The organism is Streptomyces sp. NPDC042346 (assembly GCF_055581845.1).
On record NZ_JBVJEH010000008.1, the window covers coordinates 1 to 17,809 of the forward strand.

Annotated in this window: 19 protein-coding genes; 10 read left to right on the forward strand and 9 right to left on the reverse strand. The window is 71.8% G+C overall.

Features of this window, described 5'->3' with window-relative positions:
• From ACZ6K0_RS28130 to ACZ6K0_RS28140, 3 genes are all read left to right on the forward strand, one after another.
• The coding region (locus ACZ6K0_RS28130) for an acyl-CoA dehydrogenase family protein (RefSeq protein WP_376400550.1) at nt 1-318 on the forward strand (318 nt) is incomplete at its 5' end.
• Nucleotides 319-372: 54 nt separating this feature from the next.
• On the forward strand, nt 373-1,158 hold the full coding sequence (locus tag ACZ6K0_RS28135; RefSeq protein WP_055640741.1) for an electron transfer flavoprotein subunit beta/FixA family protein: 786 nt from the start codon (nt 373-375) through the stop codon (nt 1,156-1,158).
• A 39-nt stretch (nt 1,159-1,197) separates the two neighbouring features.
• Nucleotides 1,198-2,154: an electron transfer flavoprotein subunit alpha/FixB family protein gene (locus ACZ6K0_RS28140; RefSeq protein ID WP_469233019.1), complete on the forward strand. Its 957-nt coding sequence runs from the start codon at nt 1,198-1,200 to the stop codon at nt 2,152-2,154.
• Between the two features lie 81 nt (nt 2,155-2,235).
• Here the strand turns inward: ACZ6K0_RS28140 and ACZ6K0_RS28145 are convergent, their stop codons facing one another.
• The 3 genes from ACZ6K0_RS28145 to ACZ6K0_RS28155 form a co-directional block, all read right to left on the reverse strand.
• Nucleotides 2,236-2,622, reverse strand: coding sequence for a zinc ribbon domain-containing protein (locus ACZ6K0_RS28145; RefSeq protein ID WP_376400557.1), 387 nt, complete (start codon nt 2,620-2,622; stop codon nt 2,236-2,238).
• Between the two features lie 161 nt (nt 2,623-2,783).
• The gene (locus tag ACZ6K0_RS28150) at nt 2,784-3,491 is read right to left on the reverse strand and encodes a TetR/AcrR family transcriptional regulator (protein ID WP_469233017.1); all 708 of its coding nucleotides are present in this window, start codon (nt 3,489-3,491) and stop codon (nt 2,784-2,786) included.
• 87 nt (nt 3,492-3,578) lie between these two features.
• Nucleotides 3,579-4,340, reverse strand: a complete 762-nt coding sequence (locus ACZ6K0_RS28155) for an SDR family NAD(P)-dependent oxidoreductase (protein WP_469233015.1) — start codon at nt 4,338-4,340, stop codon at nt 3,579-3,581.
• Between the two features lie 188 nt (nt 4,341-4,528).
• On the opposite strand from ACZ6K0_RS28155, the gene ACZ6K0_RS28160 reads away from it, so the two are divergent.
• Nucleotides 4,529-5,140: a TetR/AcrR family transcriptional regulator gene (locus ACZ6K0_RS28160; protein WP_376400566.1), complete on the forward strand. Its 612-nt coding sequence runs from the start codon at nt 4,529-4,531 to the stop codon at nt 5,138-5,140.
• A gap of 7 nt (nt 5,141-5,147) precedes the next feature.
• On the opposite strand, the gene cynS is transcribed toward ACZ6K0_RS28160, so the two are convergent.
• Both cynS and ACZ6K0_RS28170 read right to left on the reverse strand, forming a co-directional pair.
• Nucleotides 5,148-5,618, reverse strand: coding sequence for a cyanase (gene cynS, locus ACZ6K0_RS28165; protein ID WP_376400569.1), 471 nt, complete (start codon nt 5,616-5,618; stop codon nt 5,148-5,150).
• A 36-nt stretch (nt 5,619-5,654) separates the two neighbouring features.
• Nucleotides 5,655-6,257, reverse strand: coding sequence for a carbonic anhydrase (locus tag ACZ6K0_RS28170; RefSeq protein ID WP_376400572.1), 603 nt, complete (start codon nt 6,255-6,257; stop codon nt 5,655-5,657).
• Nucleotides 6,258-6,350: 93 nt separating this feature from the next.
• Here ACZ6K0_RS28170 and cynR point away from each other — a divergent pair, with 93 nt between their 5' ends.
• Both cynR and ACZ6K0_RS28180 read left to right on the forward strand, forming a co-directional pair.
• Nucleotides 6,351-7,268: a transcriptional regulator CynR gene (cynR, locus tag ACZ6K0_RS28175; protein WP_469233012.1), complete on the forward strand. Its 918-nt coding sequence runs from the start codon at nt 6,351-6,353 to the stop codon at nt 7,266-7,268.
• A gap of 152 nt (nt 7,269-7,420) precedes the next feature.
• Nucleotides 7,421-7,996 (forward strand): GlcG/HbpS family heme-binding protein, encoded by a 576-nt coding sequence (locus ACZ6K0_RS28180; RefSeq protein ID WP_469233048.1) that lies wholly within the window; start codon nt 7,421-7,423, stop codon nt 7,994-7,996.
• A gap of 25 nt (nt 7,997-8,021) precedes the next feature.
• On the opposite strand, the gene ACZ6K0_RS28185 is transcribed toward ACZ6K0_RS28180, so the two are convergent.
• Complete coding sequence (locus tag ACZ6K0_RS28185; protein ID WP_376400577.1) at nt 8,022-9,173, reverse strand: acyl-CoA dehydrogenase family protein; 1,152 nt, start codon at nt 9,171-9,173, stop codon at nt 8,022-8,024.
• 148 nt (nt 9,174-9,321) lie between these two features.
• On the opposite strand from ACZ6K0_RS28185, the gene ACZ6K0_RS28190 reads away from it, so the two are divergent.
• The 4 genes from ACZ6K0_RS28190 to ACZ6K0_RS28205 all read left to right on the forward strand — a co-directional run bounded on the left by ACZ6K0_RS28190 (nt 9,322) and on the right by ACZ6K0_RS28205 (nt 12,467).
• Nucleotides 9,322-9,927, forward strand: a complete 606-nt coding sequence (locus ACZ6K0_RS28190) for a TetR/AcrR family transcriptional regulator (RefSeq protein WP_376400580.1) — start codon at nt 9,322-9,324, stop codon at nt 9,925-9,927.
• A 161-nt stretch (nt 9,928-10,088) separates the two neighbouring features.
• Nucleotides 10,089-10,751 carry a TNT domain-containing protein gene (locus ACZ6K0_RS28195; protein ID WP_469233046.1) on the forward strand — a complete coding sequence of 221 codons (663 nt, stop codon included), beginning with the start codon at nt 10,089-10,091 and terminating at the stop codon, nt 10,749-10,751.
• A complete protein-coding gene (locus ACZ6K0_RS28200) occupies nt 10,748-11,005 on the forward strand; it encodes a hypothetical protein (RefSeq protein ID WP_376400583.1) in 258 nt (85 codons plus the stop codon). The genes ACZ6K0_RS28195 and ACZ6K0_RS28200 overlap by 4 nt, the downstream gene beginning before the upstream one ends.
• 151 nt (nt 11,006-11,156) lie before the next feature.
• A complete protein-coding gene (locus tag ACZ6K0_RS28205) occupies nt 11,157-12,467 on the forward strand; it encodes an ROK family transcriptional regulator (RefSeq protein WP_469233009.1) in 1,311 nt (436 codons plus the stop codon).
• Nucleotides 12,468-12,504: 37 nt separating this feature from the next.
• Here the strand turns inward: ACZ6K0_RS28205 and ACZ6K0_RS28210 are convergent, their stop codons facing one another.
• From ACZ6K0_RS28210 to pucD, 3 genes are all read right to left on the reverse strand, one after another.
• Nucleotides 12,505-13,641: an XdhC family protein gene (locus ACZ6K0_RS28210; RefSeq protein ID WP_469233007.1), complete on the reverse strand. Its 1,137-nt coding sequence runs from the start codon at nt 13,639-13,641 to the stop codon at nt 12,505-12,507.
• A 41-nt stretch (nt 13,642-13,682) separates the two neighbouring features.
• Nucleotides 13,683-15,155, reverse strand: coding sequence for an NCS2 family permease (locus tag ACZ6K0_RS28215; RefSeq protein WP_376400591.1), 1,473 nt, complete (start codon nt 15,153-15,155; stop codon nt 13,683-13,685).
• Between the two features lie 254 nt (nt 15,156-15,409).
• Nucleotides 15,410-17,809 (reverse strand): xanthine dehydrogenase subunit D, encoded by a 2,400-nt coding sequence (pucD, locus tag ACZ6K0_RS28220; RefSeq protein ID WP_469233005.1) that lies wholly within the window; start codon nt 17,807-17,809, stop codon nt 15,410-15,412.

Below are 17,809 nucleotides of genomic sequence, written 5' to 3' on the forward strand. Positions count from 1 at the left end.
GGCGTGCAGTTCATGCTCGCCGACATGGCCATGAAGCTCGAAGCCGCCCGCCAGCTCACCTACGCCGCCGCCGCGAAGAGCGAGCGCGTCTCCGCGGGAAGCGAGAAGGAGGCCCTGACCTTCTTCGGCGCCGCGGCCAAGTGCTTCGCCTCCGACGTCGCCATGGAGGTCACCATCGACGCCGTCCAGCTCCTCGGCGGCTACGGCTACACCCGCGACTACCCCGTCGAGCGCATGATGCGCGACGCCAAGATCACCCAGATCTACGAAGGCACCAACCAGGTCCAGCGCATCGTCATGGCCCGCAACCTCCCTTAGGGGACCCTGCCCCGCCGCACCCCCTATCCCCCATCCGTTGAAAGGAGACAGGCCGTGACTCTGAAGATCGCTGTCTGTGTGAAGTACGTCCCCGACGCGACCGGCGACCGCGGGTTCGCCGACGACCTGACGACCGACCGCGAGGCCGTCGACGGCCTCCTCTCGGAGCTGGACGAGTACGCGGTCGAGCAGGCGCTGCGCATCTCGGAAGAGTCCGACGACGCCGAGGTCACCGTCGTGACCGTGGGCCCGGACGACGCCAAGGACGCGCTGCGCAAGGCGCTGTCGATGGGTGCCGACAAGGCCGTCCACGTCAACGACGAGGACATCCACGGCTCCGACGTCATCGCCACCTCCGCGATCCTGGCCAAGGCCCTGGAGAAGACCGGTTTCGACCTGGTCGTCTGCGGCATGGCCTCGACCGACGGCACGATGGGCGTCCTGCCGGCCCTGCTCGCCGAGCGGCTGAACGTGCCGCAGGTGACGCTGCTCTCCGAGGTCTCGGTCGACGGCGACACGGTGAAGGGCCGCCGCGACGGCGACTCCGCCACCGAGCTCCTGGAGGCCCCGCTCCCGGCCGTCGTCTCGGTCACCGACCAGTCCGGCGAGGCCCGTTACCCCTCCTTCAAGGGGATCATGGCCGCCAAGAAGAAGCCGGTCGAGGAGCTGGACCTGGACGACCTGGACATCGACGCCGACGAGGTGGGCCTCGCCGGGTCCTGGACCCTCGTCGACGCGGTGGCCGCGCGCCCGGCCCGTACGCAGGGCACGATCGTCACCGACGAGGGCGACGGCGGCAAGCAGCTCGCCGCCTTCCTCGCCACCCAGAAGTTCATCTGACCCACCGTCAGCCAGACACCCACTCAGGAGCAATGAATCATGGCTGAGATCCTGGTTCTCGTGGACCACGCCGACGGTGCGGTCCGCAAGCCGGCCCTCGAACTCCTCACCCTGGCCCGCCGCATCGGCGAGCCCACGGCGGTCGTCCTCGGCGCCGGCGAGGCCGCCGCCTCGATCGCCGCCAAGGCGGGCGAGTACGGCGCGGCCACCGTGTACGTCGCGGACGGCGCCGAGTTCACCGACCAGCTGGTCGTCCCGAAGGTCGACGCGCTGACCCAGCTCGCCAAGGAGAAGGGGGCCGCCGCCGTCCTGGTGACCTCCTCCGGCGAGGGCAAGGAGATCGCCGCCCGGGTCGCGCTGCGCCTCGGCTCCGGTCTGATCACCGACGCCGTGGAGCTGGAGGCCGGCGAAAACGGCCCGGTCGCCACGCAGTCCGTCTTCGCCGCCTCGTACCAGGTGCGCTCGACGGTCTCGCACGGCGTCCCGGTCATCACCGTCAAGCCGAACTCCGCCGCCCCGGAGGCCGCCCCGGCCGCCGGCACGGTCGAGAACGTCGCCGTCGCCTTCACCGGCAACGCCGCGAAGGTCGTCTCGCGTACCCCGCGCGTCTCCACCGGCCGCCCCGAGCTGACCGAGTCCGCGATCGTGGTCTCCGGCGGCCGCGGCGTCGGCGCCGCCGAGGGCTTCGCGGTCGTCGAGAAGCTGGCCGACTCGCTCGGCGCGGCCGTCGGCGCCTCCCGCGCCGCCGTGGACGCCGGCTGGTACCCGCACGCCAACCAGGTCGGCCAGACCGGCAAGCAGGTCTCGCCGCAGCTGTACGTCGCGGCGGGCATCTCCGGTGCGATCCAGCACCGGGCGGGCATGCAGACGTCGAAGACGATCGTGGCCGTCAACAAGGACCCCGAGGCCCCGATCTTCGACCTCGTGGACTACGGCGTGGTCGGCGACCTCTTCGAGGTGCTGCCGCAGCTCACGGACGAGATCGGCGCCCGCTGACCGTCCTCGCCGCCCAACGGTAAGGGGCGGGTGAGTGGCACTCTGTGCCACTCACCCGCCCCTTTCATGTCGTCGCGCGGCTCAGAACCAGCCGTCGAGCGGGACCTCCTCGCAGAGCCGGACGACCGGCCTGCGACCGGTCACGCCGACGCCCGAGGAGAGCTTGACCCGGACCCCGGGGCGCACCGCGTGCAGCGGCCCGTCGACGCGGCAGCGGACCACGAAGCCCTCCGTCATGTGGACCGGCCAGAGGTCGGCGTCGGCCGCGGCGACCCCGCGCCGTACGGAGATCACGCCCTCGCCCCCGCTGAGTTCGGGCGAGAGGTCCGTCGACCCGCAGGTCGGACAGAGCAGGCGCTGGAACGTCGTGGTGTGGCACCAGCGGCAGCGCTGGAAGTAGAGCTCGGAGTCGGGGGCCGACTCGTCCACCTGGACGGCGGTCCCGCTCCTCAGTCCCGTGTGGAACACGATGCCTTCTCCTTGCACTCGGCGGCTCGACCGTGCAGGGCAAAGATATGGCACTGAGTGCCATCAAATAAAGACCTGAGTTCCCTCAATTCGAGATACCGAGAACCCAGGGGCATCGGGAGGGGCCGGGACTTCCCCCAGCCCTCTCCTCACTGCTTCCGTCAGTCCTCGCCGAGGCTCGACTCCACCTCGCGCACCACGCGCCACATGGGGGTGGACCGCTTGGTGATCACCACCACGACGTCCTCGGTCTCCTCGGCCGGCGCGTCCGCGACCGTGTCCGGGCTCCAGGTGGCGCGGACGAACTCCAGGGCCCGGTCGACCTCGGCCAGCGGGTCGCCCTCGCCTCCCGAGCGCAGCCAGTGGCGCAGGGCGTGGTTGTGGGCGGCGACGACGGCCGCCGCGACCACGTTGGCGCGCAGGGTGCCGTCCCGGCGGTCGGCCCAGCGGGTGCGCAGATAGTCGCCGAGGGTCTTCTCGTACCGCCAGACGACCGAGAGCTCGTACGTCCGCAGTCCGGTCACCTCGCGGGTGAGCCGGTAGCGCTGCACGGAGAAGGTCGGGTTCTCGGCGTACATCCGCATGACGAGCCGGGCGGCGTCGCAGACGCGGACGACCGGGTCGTCGGAGTCGGCGCTCGCGGCGAGGAAGCGGGTCATGTCGGCGAGGCACTGCTCGTGGTCGGGGAAGACCACGTCCTCCTTCGACGGGAAGTACCGGAAGAAGGAGCGGCGGCCGACGCCCGCGAGCGTGACGATGTCGTCGACGGTGGTCTGTTCGTAGCCGCGCTCAAGGAAGAGCTGGAAGGCCGCGGCGATGAGGGAGTCCCGCATCGCGGGCTTCGGAGTGTTCGTCGAGGCTGTTCCCATGGCCCGAACCTAACACTCGGACCGGCCGATGCGGCACTTGGTGCCGGGAGAATCCGGCACCGAGTGCTGCATCGGGGGTACGGAGGCTCAGCGCGGGGCCATGCGCAGGGCGCCGTCCATCCGGATCGTCTCGCCGTTGAGGTAGTCGTGCTCGGCGATCATCGTGACCAGCCGGGCGTACTCCTCCGGGCGCGCGAGGCGCTGCGGGAAGGTCACGCTCGCGGCGAGACCGGCCCTGACGTCCTCCCCGAACCCGGCCATCATCGGGGTGTCGACGATGCCGGGGGCGACGGTGACGACCCGGATGCCGAACTGCGCGAGGTCGCGGGCGGCGGTGACGGTCATGCCCGCGACGCCCGCCTTGGAGGCGGCGTAGGCGATCTGGCCGACCTGGCCCTCGAAGGCGGCGATCGAGGCGGTGTTGACGACGAGGCCGCGCTGCCCGTGCTCGTCGGGCTCGTGCCGGGCGATGCTCTCGGCGGCGAGCCGCATCACGTTGAACGTCCCGAGCAGGTTGACGTTGAGGACCGTACGGAACAGGTCGAGGTCGTGCGGCCCCTTGCGGCCCAGGATGCGGGCGGAGGGGGCGATGCCCGCGCAGTTCACGGCGAGCCGGAGCTCGGCGCCGTCGGCGTCGATCGCGGCCAGGGCCTCGCGCACCTGGTCCTCGTCGGTGACGTCCGCGGCGAGCAGGCGGACGCCGTCGGGCAGCGGCCCGGCGGCCGCGACGGCCTTGTCCAGGTCGAGGCCGTAGACGGCGGCGCCACGGGCGGCGAGCGCGGCGGCCGTGGCGGCGCCGAGGCCGGAAGCGGCGCCGGTGACGAGAGCGGCGGAGCCGGCGATGTCCATGGAACTCCTCGTTCGTGTCGTGCGGGTGGGACCCTGCCGCCGGGGTGGCCGCCGGATCGGGCACATGCCCGCGGTGGACCGCGCGGTCCGCGCGATCTGCGCCGCCCACCATAGAACCGCAGGCAGCGCCCCCGGAAGCGGAACCAGGACATCCCCGAGCGGTGGTCGACCGGTCGTACACTTCCGCCATGGGGCGAACGAGTGACGCGCGGGAGCGGATCCTGACCGCCGCGAAGACGCTGATGCTGTCGCGCGGCTACTCCGCCCTGGGCGTGGCGGAGATCTGCAAGGCGGCCGGAGTGCCGAAGGGCAGCTTCTACTACTTCTTCGCCTCCAAGGAGGAGCTGGCCCTCGCGGTCGTCGACGAGCACTGGACCGCCCAGCGAGCCGAGTGGACCCGCGCCCTGGACCGGGACGTCCCTCCCCTCCAGGGGCTGCGGAGGCTCTACGACGTCACCGCGGCCGAGCTGCGCGCCGGGCAGCGGAGCTGCGGCACCGTCACGGGCTGCCTCCTCGGGAACCTGGCCCTGGAGATGAGCACCGGCACGGCGACCGTGCGCGAGCGCCTGCGGGAGATCTTCGACGAGCAGGTGGCCCTGGTGGAGGAGACCGTCGCCGAGGCCCGCGGGCGCGGCGAGGTCACCGTCGCCGACGACCGCGGGGCCGCGCGCGCCCTCGTCGCCCAGCTGGAGGGCCAGGTGCTCTTCGCCAAGCTGTACGACGACGTGGGGCGCTTCGACGTCCTGTGGGCGAACTCCCTGGCCCTGCTGGGCGCGAGGGTCTCCTCTCCTTCGGTCTGAGCTTCCGTCAGAAGGGCTTGGTCGGCAGGTACTTGCCGTCGAGCGTGATGACGGCACGCTCGCCGCCCTCGGGGTCGGCGACCTTCTCGACGTGGAGCTTGAAGTTGATCGCGGAGATGATGCCGTCGCCGAACTCCTCGTGGACCAGGGCCTTGAGGGTGGTTCCGTAGACCTGGAGCATCTCGTAGAAGCGGTAGATCGTCGGGTCGGTCGGGATGCCGCCGTCGATGGATCCCCGGGTGGGGATCGTGCGCAGCAGCCGTACCGCGTCCTCGTCGAGGCCGAGGAGCTCGGCGACCGCCCGCGCGGCCGGCTCCGGCAGGGCGTGCTGGCCGAGCACGGCGGCGGTGGTGAAGGCGACGGAGAACCCTGCGGCGTCCGCGATCTGCTGCCAGGTCAGGTCCTTGACGGTCTTGGCCTCGACGGCGGTGAGGGCGAGCTCGCGGCGGGCTGTGGGGTCGAACTGGGCGTGCACCATGAGAGGTACTCCTTCTTCCTGGAGGGGTTTCGGGGATCAGGCGGCGGCGACGGCGGGGCGGGCGACGGTGTCGAGCTCCTCGACGGAGCCCTGGGCGATGTCGAAGACCCAGCCGTGCAGCCGGATGTCTCCCTCGGCCAGCGCGCGGGCGACCGAGGGGTGGGTGGCGAGGTTCGCCAGTTGGGCGGCGACGTTCTCGCGCACCAGGGCGGACACGTCCCCCTGGCGGCCGGTCGCGGCGGTGCGGGCCAGGGAGGCGTCCGCGTGCCGCAGCCAGGCGGCGACGGCGGGTGCGGAGCCGAGGTCGTGGCCCTCGGCGAGCGCGGTCATCGCGCCGCAGGCGGAGTGCCCGCAGACGATGACGTCCCGCACGCCGAGGACCGCGACGGCGTACTCGACGCCGGCGGACACCGCGTCGCCGGCCGGGGTGTGGGCGGGGACGAGGTTGCCGGCGGTGCGGATGACGAAGAGCTCGCCCGGGTCGGTCTGGGTGATCAGTTCGGGGACGACGCGGGCGTCGGAGCAGCCGATGAAGAGGGTGCGGGGACGGTGGACGGTGGCCAGGCGGGCGAAGAGCCCGGCCTTGGCAGGGAAGACCTCCCGCTGGAAGCGGTCGATTCCCTCGGCGAGATGAGGCATGCCTTCACCCTGCACGACCAGGGGCTATAGCGTCCAAGACCGGTCATCGATATCTGCCATAGATGAGATCTATAGTCGATCTAGACTGGTCCCATGCAGCCGGAACTCCGCCACCTCCGCTATCTCCTCGCCGTCGCCGAGCACGCCAACTTCACCCGCGCCGCCGAAGAGCTCCGCATCGCCCAGCCCACGCTCTCCCAGCAGATCAAGCAGCTGGAGAAGGCCCTCGGGGTCCAGCTCCTGGACCGCACCGGCCGGACCGTGCGTCTCACGGACGCCGGGGAGACCTATGCGCGGTACGCCCGTGGCGCGCTCCGGGACCTGGCGGCGGGCGAGCGGGCGGTGCTCGACGTACGGGACCTCTCGCGCGGCCACCTCCGGCTCGCGGTCACCCCCACCTTCACGGCCTACCTGACGGGTCCGCTCGTCGCCGCGTTCCACACGCGCCACCCCGGCATCACCGTGGAGGTGCGGGAGCTGCCGCAGGACCGCGTCGAGACCGAACTCCTCGCCGACCGCCTGGATCTCGGCATCGCCTTCGAGGGCGTCCACCTCCCGGGCATCGAGGCCGCGGAGCTCTTCACCGAGACCCTGGGGCTCGTCGTCGGCCCCGCCCACCCGTACGCGGGCCGCACCGAGCCGCTGCCGGTCGCGGAGTTGATGGATCATCAGCTCGCCTTGCTGAGCGAGGACTTCGCGACCCGGCGACACATCGACGCGTACGTGGCCGAGCACCGGGTCCGGCCCCGGATCGCGGTGGAGGCCAACTCCGTCAGCGCGCTCACCGAGATCGTGCGGCGTACGGCGCTGGCGACGGTCCTCCCCGACGCCGTCACCCGGGACCACCCGTATCTGACGCCCGTTCCCCTCTCCCCCGCGCTCCCGTCCCGCGGCGTCGCCCTCCTGCGCCGCTCCGGCGGCTACCGGAGCGCGGCGGCGGAGGCCTTCGCCGCACTGGCGAGGGAGGGCACGGAGGGGCAGGAAGCGACGCCGGATCAACCGATCGGCTGACCCCGGGGTCCACCGTTGTGCCCCGCGGGTGCAGCCGGGCCGCCGACGGGCGCGGCGCGGAACGACCCCAGGATGGAAGGGAGAGAGCGGGTCGGTCCCCCCGACGGCCCGCGCAGTTCCCCGAGTTCACTGGAGCAGACCCCATGAAGCACGTGAAGAAGGCCTCCTCGCGCACCCGTGTCGTGACCGGCGGCGCGCTCGTCGCGGCCCTCGCGCTCGGCGGCTTCGGTGCCTACTCCGCCAGCGCCACCGACGAGGACACGACGGCCGCCCCGGCCGCCGCCGCGAAGACGGACGCGAAGACGGACGCGAAGAACAAGAACACGACGCGCTCGACGCACCTGACGATCGAGGCCGCGACGAAGGCCGCGCAGGCGACCCTGGACGCCGCCGAGAAGGAGAACCAGCGGGTCTCCGTCGCCGTCGTCGACCGCAACGGCAACACCATCGTCACTCTCCGCGGCGACGGCGCCGGACCCCAGTCCTACGAGTCCGCCGTGAAGAAGGCGTACACCGCCGTCTCCTGGAACGCCCCCACCTCCGAGCTCGCCAAGCGCCTGACCAACGCCCCCACCCTCAAGGACATCCCCGGCACGCTCTTCCTCGCGGGCGGCGCCCCCGTCACCGCCAAGGGCGCCCCCATCGCCGGCATCGGCGTCGCCGGCGCCCCCTCCGGCGACCTCGACGAGAAGTTCGCCCAGGCCGGCGTCGCCACCCTCGGCAAGTAGACCGAGGGGGCTGCGCCGCCGGGCTCTACTCGGGCCGCGCCAGGCCCCGGCTGATGACCAGCCGCTGGATCTGGTTCGTCCCCTCGAAGATCTGCATGATCTTCGCCTCGCGCATGTAGCGCTCCACGGGGAAGTCGCGGGTGTAGCCGTAGCCGCCGAGGACCTGGACGGCGTCCGTGGTGACCTTCATCGCCGTGTCGGTGGCGATGAGCTTGGCCGCGCTGGCCTGGCGGCTGAAGGGGCGGCCGAGGTCGCGGCGGCGGGCCGCGTCCAGGTAGGTGGCGCGGGCCGCGTCGACCGCGGCGGCCATGTCGGCGAGGAGGAAGCCGAGGCCCTGGTGGTCGACGATCCGCCGGCCGAAGGTGGTGCGTTCGTTGGCGTAGTCCACGGCGGCGTCCAGCGCGGCCTGGGCGAGGCCCGTCGCGCAGGCGGCGATGCCGAGGCGGCCGCTGTCGAGGGCGCTGAAGGCGATCTGGAGGCCCTGGCCCTCCTCCCCGATGCGCCGGTCGGCGTCGAGGAGGGCGCCGTCCCAGTACGCGGAGGTGGTCGGGACCGCCTGGAGGCCCATCTTCCGCTCGGGCAGGCCGAAGCTCAGCCCTTCGGCCTCGCCCGGGGCGAGGAAGCAGGAGATGCCGTGGCTGCCGGGGGCGGTCCGCGCGAAGAGGGCGTAGAAGTCGGCCTTGCCGCCGTGGGTGATCCAGGCCTTGGTGCCGGTCACGCGGTAGCTGCTGCCGTCGTCCTGGAGCTCGGCCTTGCAGGAGAGGGCGGCCGCGTCCGAGCCGGCCTGCGGTTCGGAGAGGCTGTAGCCGCCGATGGCCCGGCCCTCCAGCATCGCGGGCAGCCAGCTCTCCTTCTGCTCCGCCGTGCCGAAGGTGTGGAGCGGGTGGCAGGCCAGCGTGTGGACGCTGGTGGCGACGGCGACGGCCGCCCAGCGCGCGGCGAGCTCCTCCAGGACCTGAAGGTAGACCTCGTACGGCTGGCCTCCGCCGCCGTACTCCTCGGGGTAGGCGAGGCCGAGGAGCCCGGCCTCTCCGAGGGTGGTGAAGAGACCTTCGGGATAGGTCTCGGCGGCCTCGTGCTCGTTCACCCGCGGAGAGAGCTCCTTGTCGGCGATCTCCCGGGTGAGGGCGATGAGGTCCGCCGCTTCGGGGGTGGGAAGCAGGCGGTCGACATCCATGGCGACTCCAGCGGCGCGCAAAGTGGTACTGGGACAGGTACTGCAGTACCGCTTAGCGTAGCGCAGGAGGGAATCGGCGTAACCCCCTCGCCGACCCCCTCAGCAGGGCTCAAGGCCTCGGCGAGGCGCGGCCTGGAATACTGGCGGCGTGATCGAGACCTCCTCCGCCGACGCCCCGAAACTGACGGGTCGCGGGGCGGCGCGCCGCACCGCCCTCTTCGAGGAGCTCGTCGCCCTGCTCGTCGGCGAGGGCTTCGCCCGCCTGACGCTCGACGACCTCGCCGCCCGCCTGCGCTGCTCGAAGCGCACGCTGTACGGCCTGGCCGGCAGCAAGGAGCAGCTCGTCCGGGCGGCCGTCGTGCACTTCTTCCGGCGCGCCACGGCCCGGGTCGAGGCCGTGCTCGCCGCCGCGACCGACCCCGCCGAACGGCTCGCCGCGTATCTCCGCGCCGTCTCGGCCGAGCTGGCACCCGTCTCGCCGCAGTTCTTCGACGACGTCGCCGCCTTCGAGCCGGCGGCCGAGGTGTACGAGCGCAACACGCGCGCGGCGGCCGGCCGGGTCCAGCAGCTCATCGAGGAGGGCGTGCGCGCGGGCGTCTTCCGCGAGGTGCACGTGACCTTCGCGGCGGACGTCATCTCCTCGGTGATGGTCCGCATCCAGCGGCGCCAGGTGGCCGCGGCGACCGGTCTGGCCGACGCCGAGGCGTACGAACAGCTCGCCGAGCTGCTCCTCAGCGGCCTCCGCAAGGCCTGAACGGCCACCTGGACGGACATGGCCGGTTCACGCCCACGTTCGATCACTCTGTGCAGGTGATCCATTACTGTGTGCGGCGCCAGTGACCACTCCGTCCCCAGGGAGACCTCCGCGTGGAGCGCAGCCGTACCGCCTTCAGGATCCGTGCCGTCCTCGCCGCCATGGGCGTGACCGCCGCCCTCGCCGCGGCCCCCGCGGCGCAGGCCGCACCCTCCGAGACTCCCACCGCGCACCGGCCCGGGGCGGCCTCCCTCGCCGCTCCCCCGGAGCCCTGCACCGGGGAGTTCCAGGACGACAAGCGGCTGGGCCCGAAGTTCCTGCCGAAGAAGTGGCAGGAGCCGGTGGGCCCGCTGCTCAACCGCTACCACCGGACCGGGAAGCTCTCCTCCGCCGACTTCCTCAGGAAGTACTGGGAGGGCCCGGCCGACACCGGCAGCTGGAAGTACCCGCCGAACGACGGCTTCGGCGAGGTCAACGGCACCGTCGACAAGGCGCCCGAGCTGCTGGAGGAGGGTGAGCGCCTCGACCGCTTCGGCTCGGAGTTCGGCTCCTACCTGGCCCCGGCCGGCGACGCCTACGCCAAGCGCGCGCTGCCCCCGCAGAACCTCAACACCCGTGACGCCGCCTTCCCCTGCGACTACCACCTGTACGAGGTGACGCGGGAGTTCGTGGTCTGGGAGGGCTCCATCGCGCCCTGGTTCGAGCAGCCCGGCGGCGGCCGCCAGATCAAGCTGGACCCGGCCTTCCTGAACCCGGGCGAGGGCCAGCGCCTCAGCGTCAAGTGGCTGCTCGACAACGGCTATCTGGTGCGCGTCCCCGCGTGACCGACCGCCACGCGCTGGAACGGGCACTCCGGGAGGCCGGGGTGCCCGCGGCGTACTACTGGATCGAGGGCGTCCACGAACCGGCGCCCACCCCGCCCGACTTCGTCTATCTGCGGACGAGGCCGGGCGGGGCCGGGGCCGGCCCGGCGACGTGGGAGACCGGGGTGTACGAGCGCGGGGTCCACGAGCCCGTCGCGACACACGACACCGAGGCCGCGGCCTGCGCCCACCTCCGGACGCTCCTCGGCGCGTAACCCCGCGCCCCACGCCCCCATAACCCCACACCCCCGCGCCCCACACCCCCCGCGCCCCTTAATTCAGGCTGTGCGTTAAACCTCAAGGAAATCGCCCCGCGAGTCCCGGCAGCGGTATGTTTCGGTCAGGACTACTTAACCAGGGGGCCCAGTGACCACGCGGAACGGCCGCACGGTACGTGACCTGCGGCGCGAGAACCGCACCGCCGTCCTCCACCGTCTGTACTTCGACGGGCCGATGAGCCGCTTCTCGCTGGGGCCGGCGACCGGACTGAGCTCGGGCTCCGTCAGCAACGTGGTCGCCGAGCTCGTCGCGGAGGGCCTCGTCGAGGAGGCCGGCAGCGTCGACTCGGCCGGCGGACGGCCCCGCACCCTGCTGCGGGTCACCCCCGGCAGCGGCTGCATGATCGGCGTCGACGTCGGCGAGACCCGGGTCAGGGTCGAGCTCTTCGACCTCACCCTCACCGAACTCGCCCGCACGGAAAGCCCGTTGGCGGTGGGCACCGCCAACCCGCACGACCGGTACGAGGTCGGGCTCGTCGTCGACCTCGTCCGCGACGGCATCGCGGAGGTGCTGCGGATCGCCGGCGTCCCCGCCGAGCGGCTCCTCGGCGTCGGCGTGGGCGTGCCCGGCATCGTGGCCCGTACCGCCGAGGACGGCGCCGTCGTGCACGGCCAGACCATCGGCTGGGACGCCGTCCCGCTGGAGCGGCTCCTGCGGGAGGCCGTGGAGCTGCCGGCCTCCGTCCCGTACCGGATCGACAACGGCGCCAAGACGCTCGGCCAGGCCGAGATGTGGTTCGGGGCCGGCCGGGGCGCGCGCAGCGCCGTGGTCGTGCTCTTCGGCTCGGGCGTCGGCGCCTGTGTCGTCACGGACCCGATGGGTCCGGGCCGGGCGCTCGAATGGGGTCATCTGACGGTGCGCGTCCGGGGGCGGCGCTGCCGCTGCGGGTCCCTGGGCTGCCTGGAGGCGTACGCGGGCGCGGAAGCCCTGTTGGAGCGGTGGCGCGAGGCGGGCGGGGCGGCGCCGGCGGGCGCGGACGAGGAGACCGCGCTGACGGCGATGCTGGCCGCCGCGTACCCCGCCGACACGGAGCGGACGCCCGACGCGACGGCGCTCGCCGTCCTGGACGAGACCGCCGAGTACCTGGGCGCCGGCTTCGGCGATCTGATCAATCTCTTCCAGCCCGAGCGCATCCTCGTCGGCGGCTGGGCGGGCCTCCAGCTCGGGGCCCGCTTCCTGCAGACGGTCAAGGGCTACGCGAAGGAGTACGCGCTCACGTACCCGGCGGCCCGGGTCGACATCGCGATGGGCACGCTCGGCCCCGACGCGGTGACGGTCGGCGCGGCGATCCTGCCGCTCGCGGACTTCTTCGCCCGGGGCGGGCGTCGGGCCGAGGCGGAGGCCCCCGAGGAGGAGCCCGCCTGGGCGTCGACCGTACGGGGGCGGGAGGCGCACTGACCGCGCGCCGACCGCTCCCTCAAGGCCCGGACAGGTCTCAGGCGACGGACCCTATGCGGCCGTCGGGCTCGCGGGGGCCTTCGTGGTGGATCGGGGTGTGCGCGCCGGTGAGCGAGGCGCCGGTGCCGCCGCGCCGGTTGGCGACGATCTCGGCGCCGATGGACAGGGCGGTCTCCTCCGGCGTACGCGCGCCGAGGTCGAGGCCTATCGGGGAGCGCAGCCGGGCGAGTTCGAGCTCGGTGACGCCGACCTCGCGCAGCCGCTTGTTGCGGTCCTCGTGGGTGCGGCGGGAGCCCATCGCGCCGATGTACGCGACGGGAAGCTTCAGGGCGGCCTTGATGAGGGGCACGTCGAACTTGGCGTCGTGGGTGAGGACGCACAGCACGGTGCGGCCGTCGACCTCCGTGGACTCCAGGTAGCGGTGGGGCCACTCGACGACGATCTCGTCGGCCTCGGGGAAGCGGGCCGGCGTCGCGAAGACGGGCCGCGCGTCGCAGACGGTGACGTGGTAGCCGAGGAACTTGCCGACCCGGACGAGGGCGGCGGCGAAGTCGATGGCACCGAAGACGATCATGCGGGGGGCGGGGACGGAGGACTCGACCAGGAGGGTCAGCGGCTGTCCGCAGCGGCTGCCGTCCTGGCCGATCTCGACGGTGCCGGTGCGGCCCGCGTCGAGCATCGCGCGGGCCTCGCCCGCCGCGGTGCGGTCCAGCTCGGGGTGGCCCCCGAGCCTCCCCTCGTACGAGCCGTCGGGGCGGACGAGGAGGGCGGTGCCCCGCAGCTCGGCCGGCCCGTCGACGATCCGGGCGAGAGCGGCCGCCTCCCCCGTGGAGGCGGCCGCGAGCGCGGCGGGGAAGACCCCGCCGCGGACCGGGGTGACGAGGATGTCGATGACGCCGCCGCAGGTCAGACCGACCGCGAAGGCGTCCTCGTCGCTGTAGCCGAAGCGCTCCAGGACGGTCTGACCGTCTTCGAGGGCCTGCTGACACAGCTCGTAGACCGCACCCTCCACACACCCGCCGGAGACCGAGCCGATCGCCGTGCCCTCGCTGTCGACGGCGAGAGCGGCTCCGGGCTGCCGGGGCGCGCTGCCGCCGACCGCCACCACGGTGGCGACGGCGAACGTGCGTCCCTGCTCGACCCACCGGTGCAGCTCTTCGGCGATGTCCAGCATTTCGGTCTCCTTGGGTGTGTGCGGAGGGCGACGGTACGGCGTCAGCTGACGCCCAGCCAGCTCTCGATCGGGTGAAGAGCGAAGAACACGATGAAGATCGCCGTCAGGCACCACATGAACGCGCCGACCTCGCGGGCCTTGCCCTGCGCCACCTTGATGACGGTGTAGGCGATGACGCCGGCCGCGACACCCGGGGTGATGCTGTACGTGTACGGCATCAGCACGACGGTCAGGAAGACCGGGATGGCGACGGCGCTGTCGCCCCAGTTCACGTGCTTCGCGTTCATCATCATCATCGCGCCGATGACGACCAGGGCGGCGGAGCCGACCTCGCGGGGCACGATCTGGGTGATCGGCGTGAAGAAGAGGCAGGCCGCGAAGAACAGGCCGGTGATGACGGAGGAGAAGCCGGTTCGGGCGCCTTCGCCGACGCCGGTGGCGGACTCCACGAACACGGTCTGGCCGGAGGCGCCGGAGACGCCGCCGATCGCGCCGCCCGCGCCGTCGATGAACAGCGCCTTGGACAGGCCGGGCATCCGGCCCTTGTCGTCGGCGAGGTTGGCCTCGGTGCCGACGCCGATGATGGTGGCCATGGCGTCGAAGAAGCCGGCGAGGACCAGGGTGAAGACGATCACGCCGATGGTGATGTAGCCGACGTCGCCCCAGCCGCTGAAGCTGACGTCGCCGAAGAGCGAGAAGTCCGGGGACTCGACCGCGCTGCCCTTGAGCTCGGGCGCGCCGTTGGCCCAGGAGCCCGGGCCCTTGGCCGGGATGTCGGCGACCGCGTTGACGATCAGGGAGATGACGGTGCCGGCGACGATGCCGATGAGGATCGCGCCCGGGACCTTGCGGGCCTGGAGTGCGAAGATCGCGAGCAGGGTGACGGCGAAGATCAGGACGGGCCAGCCGACGAGTTCACCGCCGGATCCCATCGTGATGGGCGGGCCGAACTGCGGGCCGGCGCCGACGAAGCCGGCCTTGTTGAAGCCGATCAGCGCGATGAAGAGGCCGATGCCGATGGTGATGCCGTGCTTGAGCGCGAGCGGAATCGCGTTCATGATCATCTCGCGGAGGCCGGTGACCACCAGGAGACAGATCACCAGACCGTAGACGACGCACATGCCCATGGCCTGCGGCCAGGTCATCTGGGGCACGACCTGGGTGGCGAGCACACCGGAGACACTGAGACCGGCCGCGAGGACGAGCGGCACCTTGCCGATGAAGCCCATCAGCAGGGTGGTCACCGCCGCCGCGAGGGCGGTCGCCGTGATGACGGCGGAGGAGCCGAGGACGTTCTTCTCGACGTCCGGGCCTCCGAGGAGGATCGGGTTGAGCAGGAGAATGTACGCCATCGCCATGAAGGTGGTGACGCCGCCGCGGATCTCCGTCGCGACGGTGGATCCTCTCTCCGAGATGTGAAAGTACCGGTCGAGCCAAGAACGGCCGGCGGGGACGTTGGAGCCGGAGCCCGCGTCCTCCGATGCGGTCTTGGGCTCCACGGACGACTGGGTCATGGGGCCTACTCCCAAGGTTCAAAGGGGCACCCGCATCAGACTTCGAAGGGATTCTGATCTGGTTGAAGCTGCGGGATTTGGGATGGTGCGTGGGCTGCACGACCCGGGGGACGGCCCGAGACGAACGGATGTGAATCGGCACTGCGGGTACTTCGGGGGTACTGCGGGTACTGCCGGGGGGGGGGAAGTACTCCGGGCGGTGCGGGCGGGGGAAGTGTGACGTTCCTTGGGAGGCACACACCGCCCGGAGAGTCCTACAGGGTGCCGGTGAGCGCCTCGGGGCGGACCGGCGTCTTGTTGAGCTCCAGACCCGTCGCCGCCCGGATCGCCGCGAGGACGGCCGGGGTGGACGACAGGGTCGGGGCCTCGCCGATGCCCCGGACGCCGTACGGCGCGTTGGGGTCGGCCAGCTCGAGGTAGTCGACCGGGATGGTCGGCGTGTCGAGGATCGTGGGGATCAGGTAGTCCGTGAAGGAGGGGTTCCTGACCTTCGCGGTCTTCGGGTCGACGATGATCTCCTCCATCACCGCGACGCCCAGGCCCTGGGTGGTGCCACCCTGGATCTGGCCGACGACGGAGAGCGGGTTGACCGCCTTGCCGACGTCCTGGGCACAGGCCAGTTCGATGACCTTGACCAGGCCGAGCTCGGTGTCGACCTCCACCACCGCGCGGTGCGCGGCGAAGGCGTACTGGACGTGTCCGTCGCCCTGGCCGGTGACGAGGTCGAAGGCCTGGGTGGGACGGTGCCTCCACTCCTCCTCGACCTCCACGGCCCGGTCCTCCAGGACGTCCGCGATGGTGGCGAGGACGTCGCCGCCGTCGGTGACGACCTTGCCGCTCTCCAGGAGGAGTTCGGCGTGGGCCCACGCGGGGTGGTACGAGCCGAACTTGCGCCGGCCGATCTCCAGGACCTTCTCGCGGACGATCTCGCAGGAGTTCTTGATGGCGCCGCCGGTCATGTACGTCTGGCGGCCCGCGGAGGTCGAACCGGCCGAGCCCACCTGGGTGTCGGCGGGGTGGATGGTGACCTGCTGGACGCCGAGCTCGGTACGGGCGATCTGCGCGTGGATCGTGACGCCGCCCTGGCCGACCTCCGCCATGGCGGTGTGGACGGTGGCGACGGCCTCGCCGTTGATGACCTCCATGCGGATCTTGGCGGTCGAATAGTCGTCGAAGCCCTCGGAGAAGCCGACGTTCTTGATGCCGACGGCGTAGCCGACGCCCCGCACGACGCTCTCGCCGTGCGTGGTGTTGGACAGGCCGCCCGGCAGCGCGCGGACGTCCGCGCCCTCGCCGGCGGTCTCCCACTGGCGCTCCGGCGGCAGCGGGCGGGCCTTGACCCGGCGCAGCAGCTCGGCGACCGGGGCCGGGGAGTCCACGACCTGGCCGGTCGGCATGATCGTGCCCTGCTCCATGGCGTTGAGCTGGCGCAGTTCCACCGGGTCCATGCCCAGCTTCGCCGCGAGCTTGTCCATCTGGGCCTCGTACGCGAAGCAGGCCTGGACCGCTCCGAAGCCGCGCATGGCGCCACAGGGCGGGTTGTTGGTGTAGAGGCCGATCGCCTCGATCTCGACGTCCTCGATGACGTACGGGCCGACCGAGAGGGACGAGGCGTTGCCGACGACCGAGGCCGTCGACGACGCGTAGGCGCCGCCGTCGAGCACGATCTTGCACTTCATGTGCGTGAGCTTGCCGTCCTTGGTGGCGCCGTGCTCGTACCAGAGCTTCGCCGGGTGCCGGTGGACGTGCCCGAAGAAGGACTCGTACCGGTTGTAGACCATCTTGACCGGCTTGCCGGTGCGGAGCGCGAGGATGGAGGCGAGGATCTGCATCGAGATGTCCTCGCGGCCGCCGAACGCGCCGCCGACACCCGCCATCGTCATGCGGATCTTCTCCTCGGGCAGGCCGAGGCAGGGGGCGATCTGCTTGAGGTCGGAGTGCAGCCACTGGGTGGCGACGTACAGGTCGACGCCGCCGTCCTCGGCCGGCACGGCGAGGCCGGACTCGGGGCCGAGGAAGGCCTGGTCCTGCATGCCGAAGGTGTACTCGCCCGTGACGATGACGTCGGCCTTCTTGGCGGCCTCGGTCGCGTTGCCGCGGATGATCGGCTGGCGGTGCACGATGTTCGGGTGCGGGACGTGACCGGAGTGGTGGTCGTCGCGGTTCTCGTGGACCAGGATCGCGTCCGGAGCGGTGGCCGAGGCCTCGTCCGTGACGACCGGGAGCTCCCGGTACTCGATCACGATCTTCGCGGCGGCGCGGCGGGCGGTCTCCGGGTGGTCGGCGGCCACGAGGGCGACCGGCTCACCGTGGTGACGGACCTTGCCGTAGGCGAGAACCGGGGTGTCCTGGAACTCCATGCCGTAGTTCTTCGCGGCCGGCAGGTCCTCGTGCGTCAGGACGGCGTAGACGCCGTCCAGCGCGAGGGCCTCGGAGGTGTCGATGGACACGATCTCGGCGTGCGCGACGGTGGACCGCAGGATCTGGCCCCACAGCATGTCCTCGTGCCACATGTCCGAGGAGTACGCGAACTCGCCGGTGACCTTGAGGGTGCCGTCGGGGCGGAGCGTGGACTCGCCGATGCCGCCCTTGACGTGGTTCTGCGTGACGTCGGTGGGGGTGCCCACCGGAACGGTGCGTGTGTTCTGAGTCAT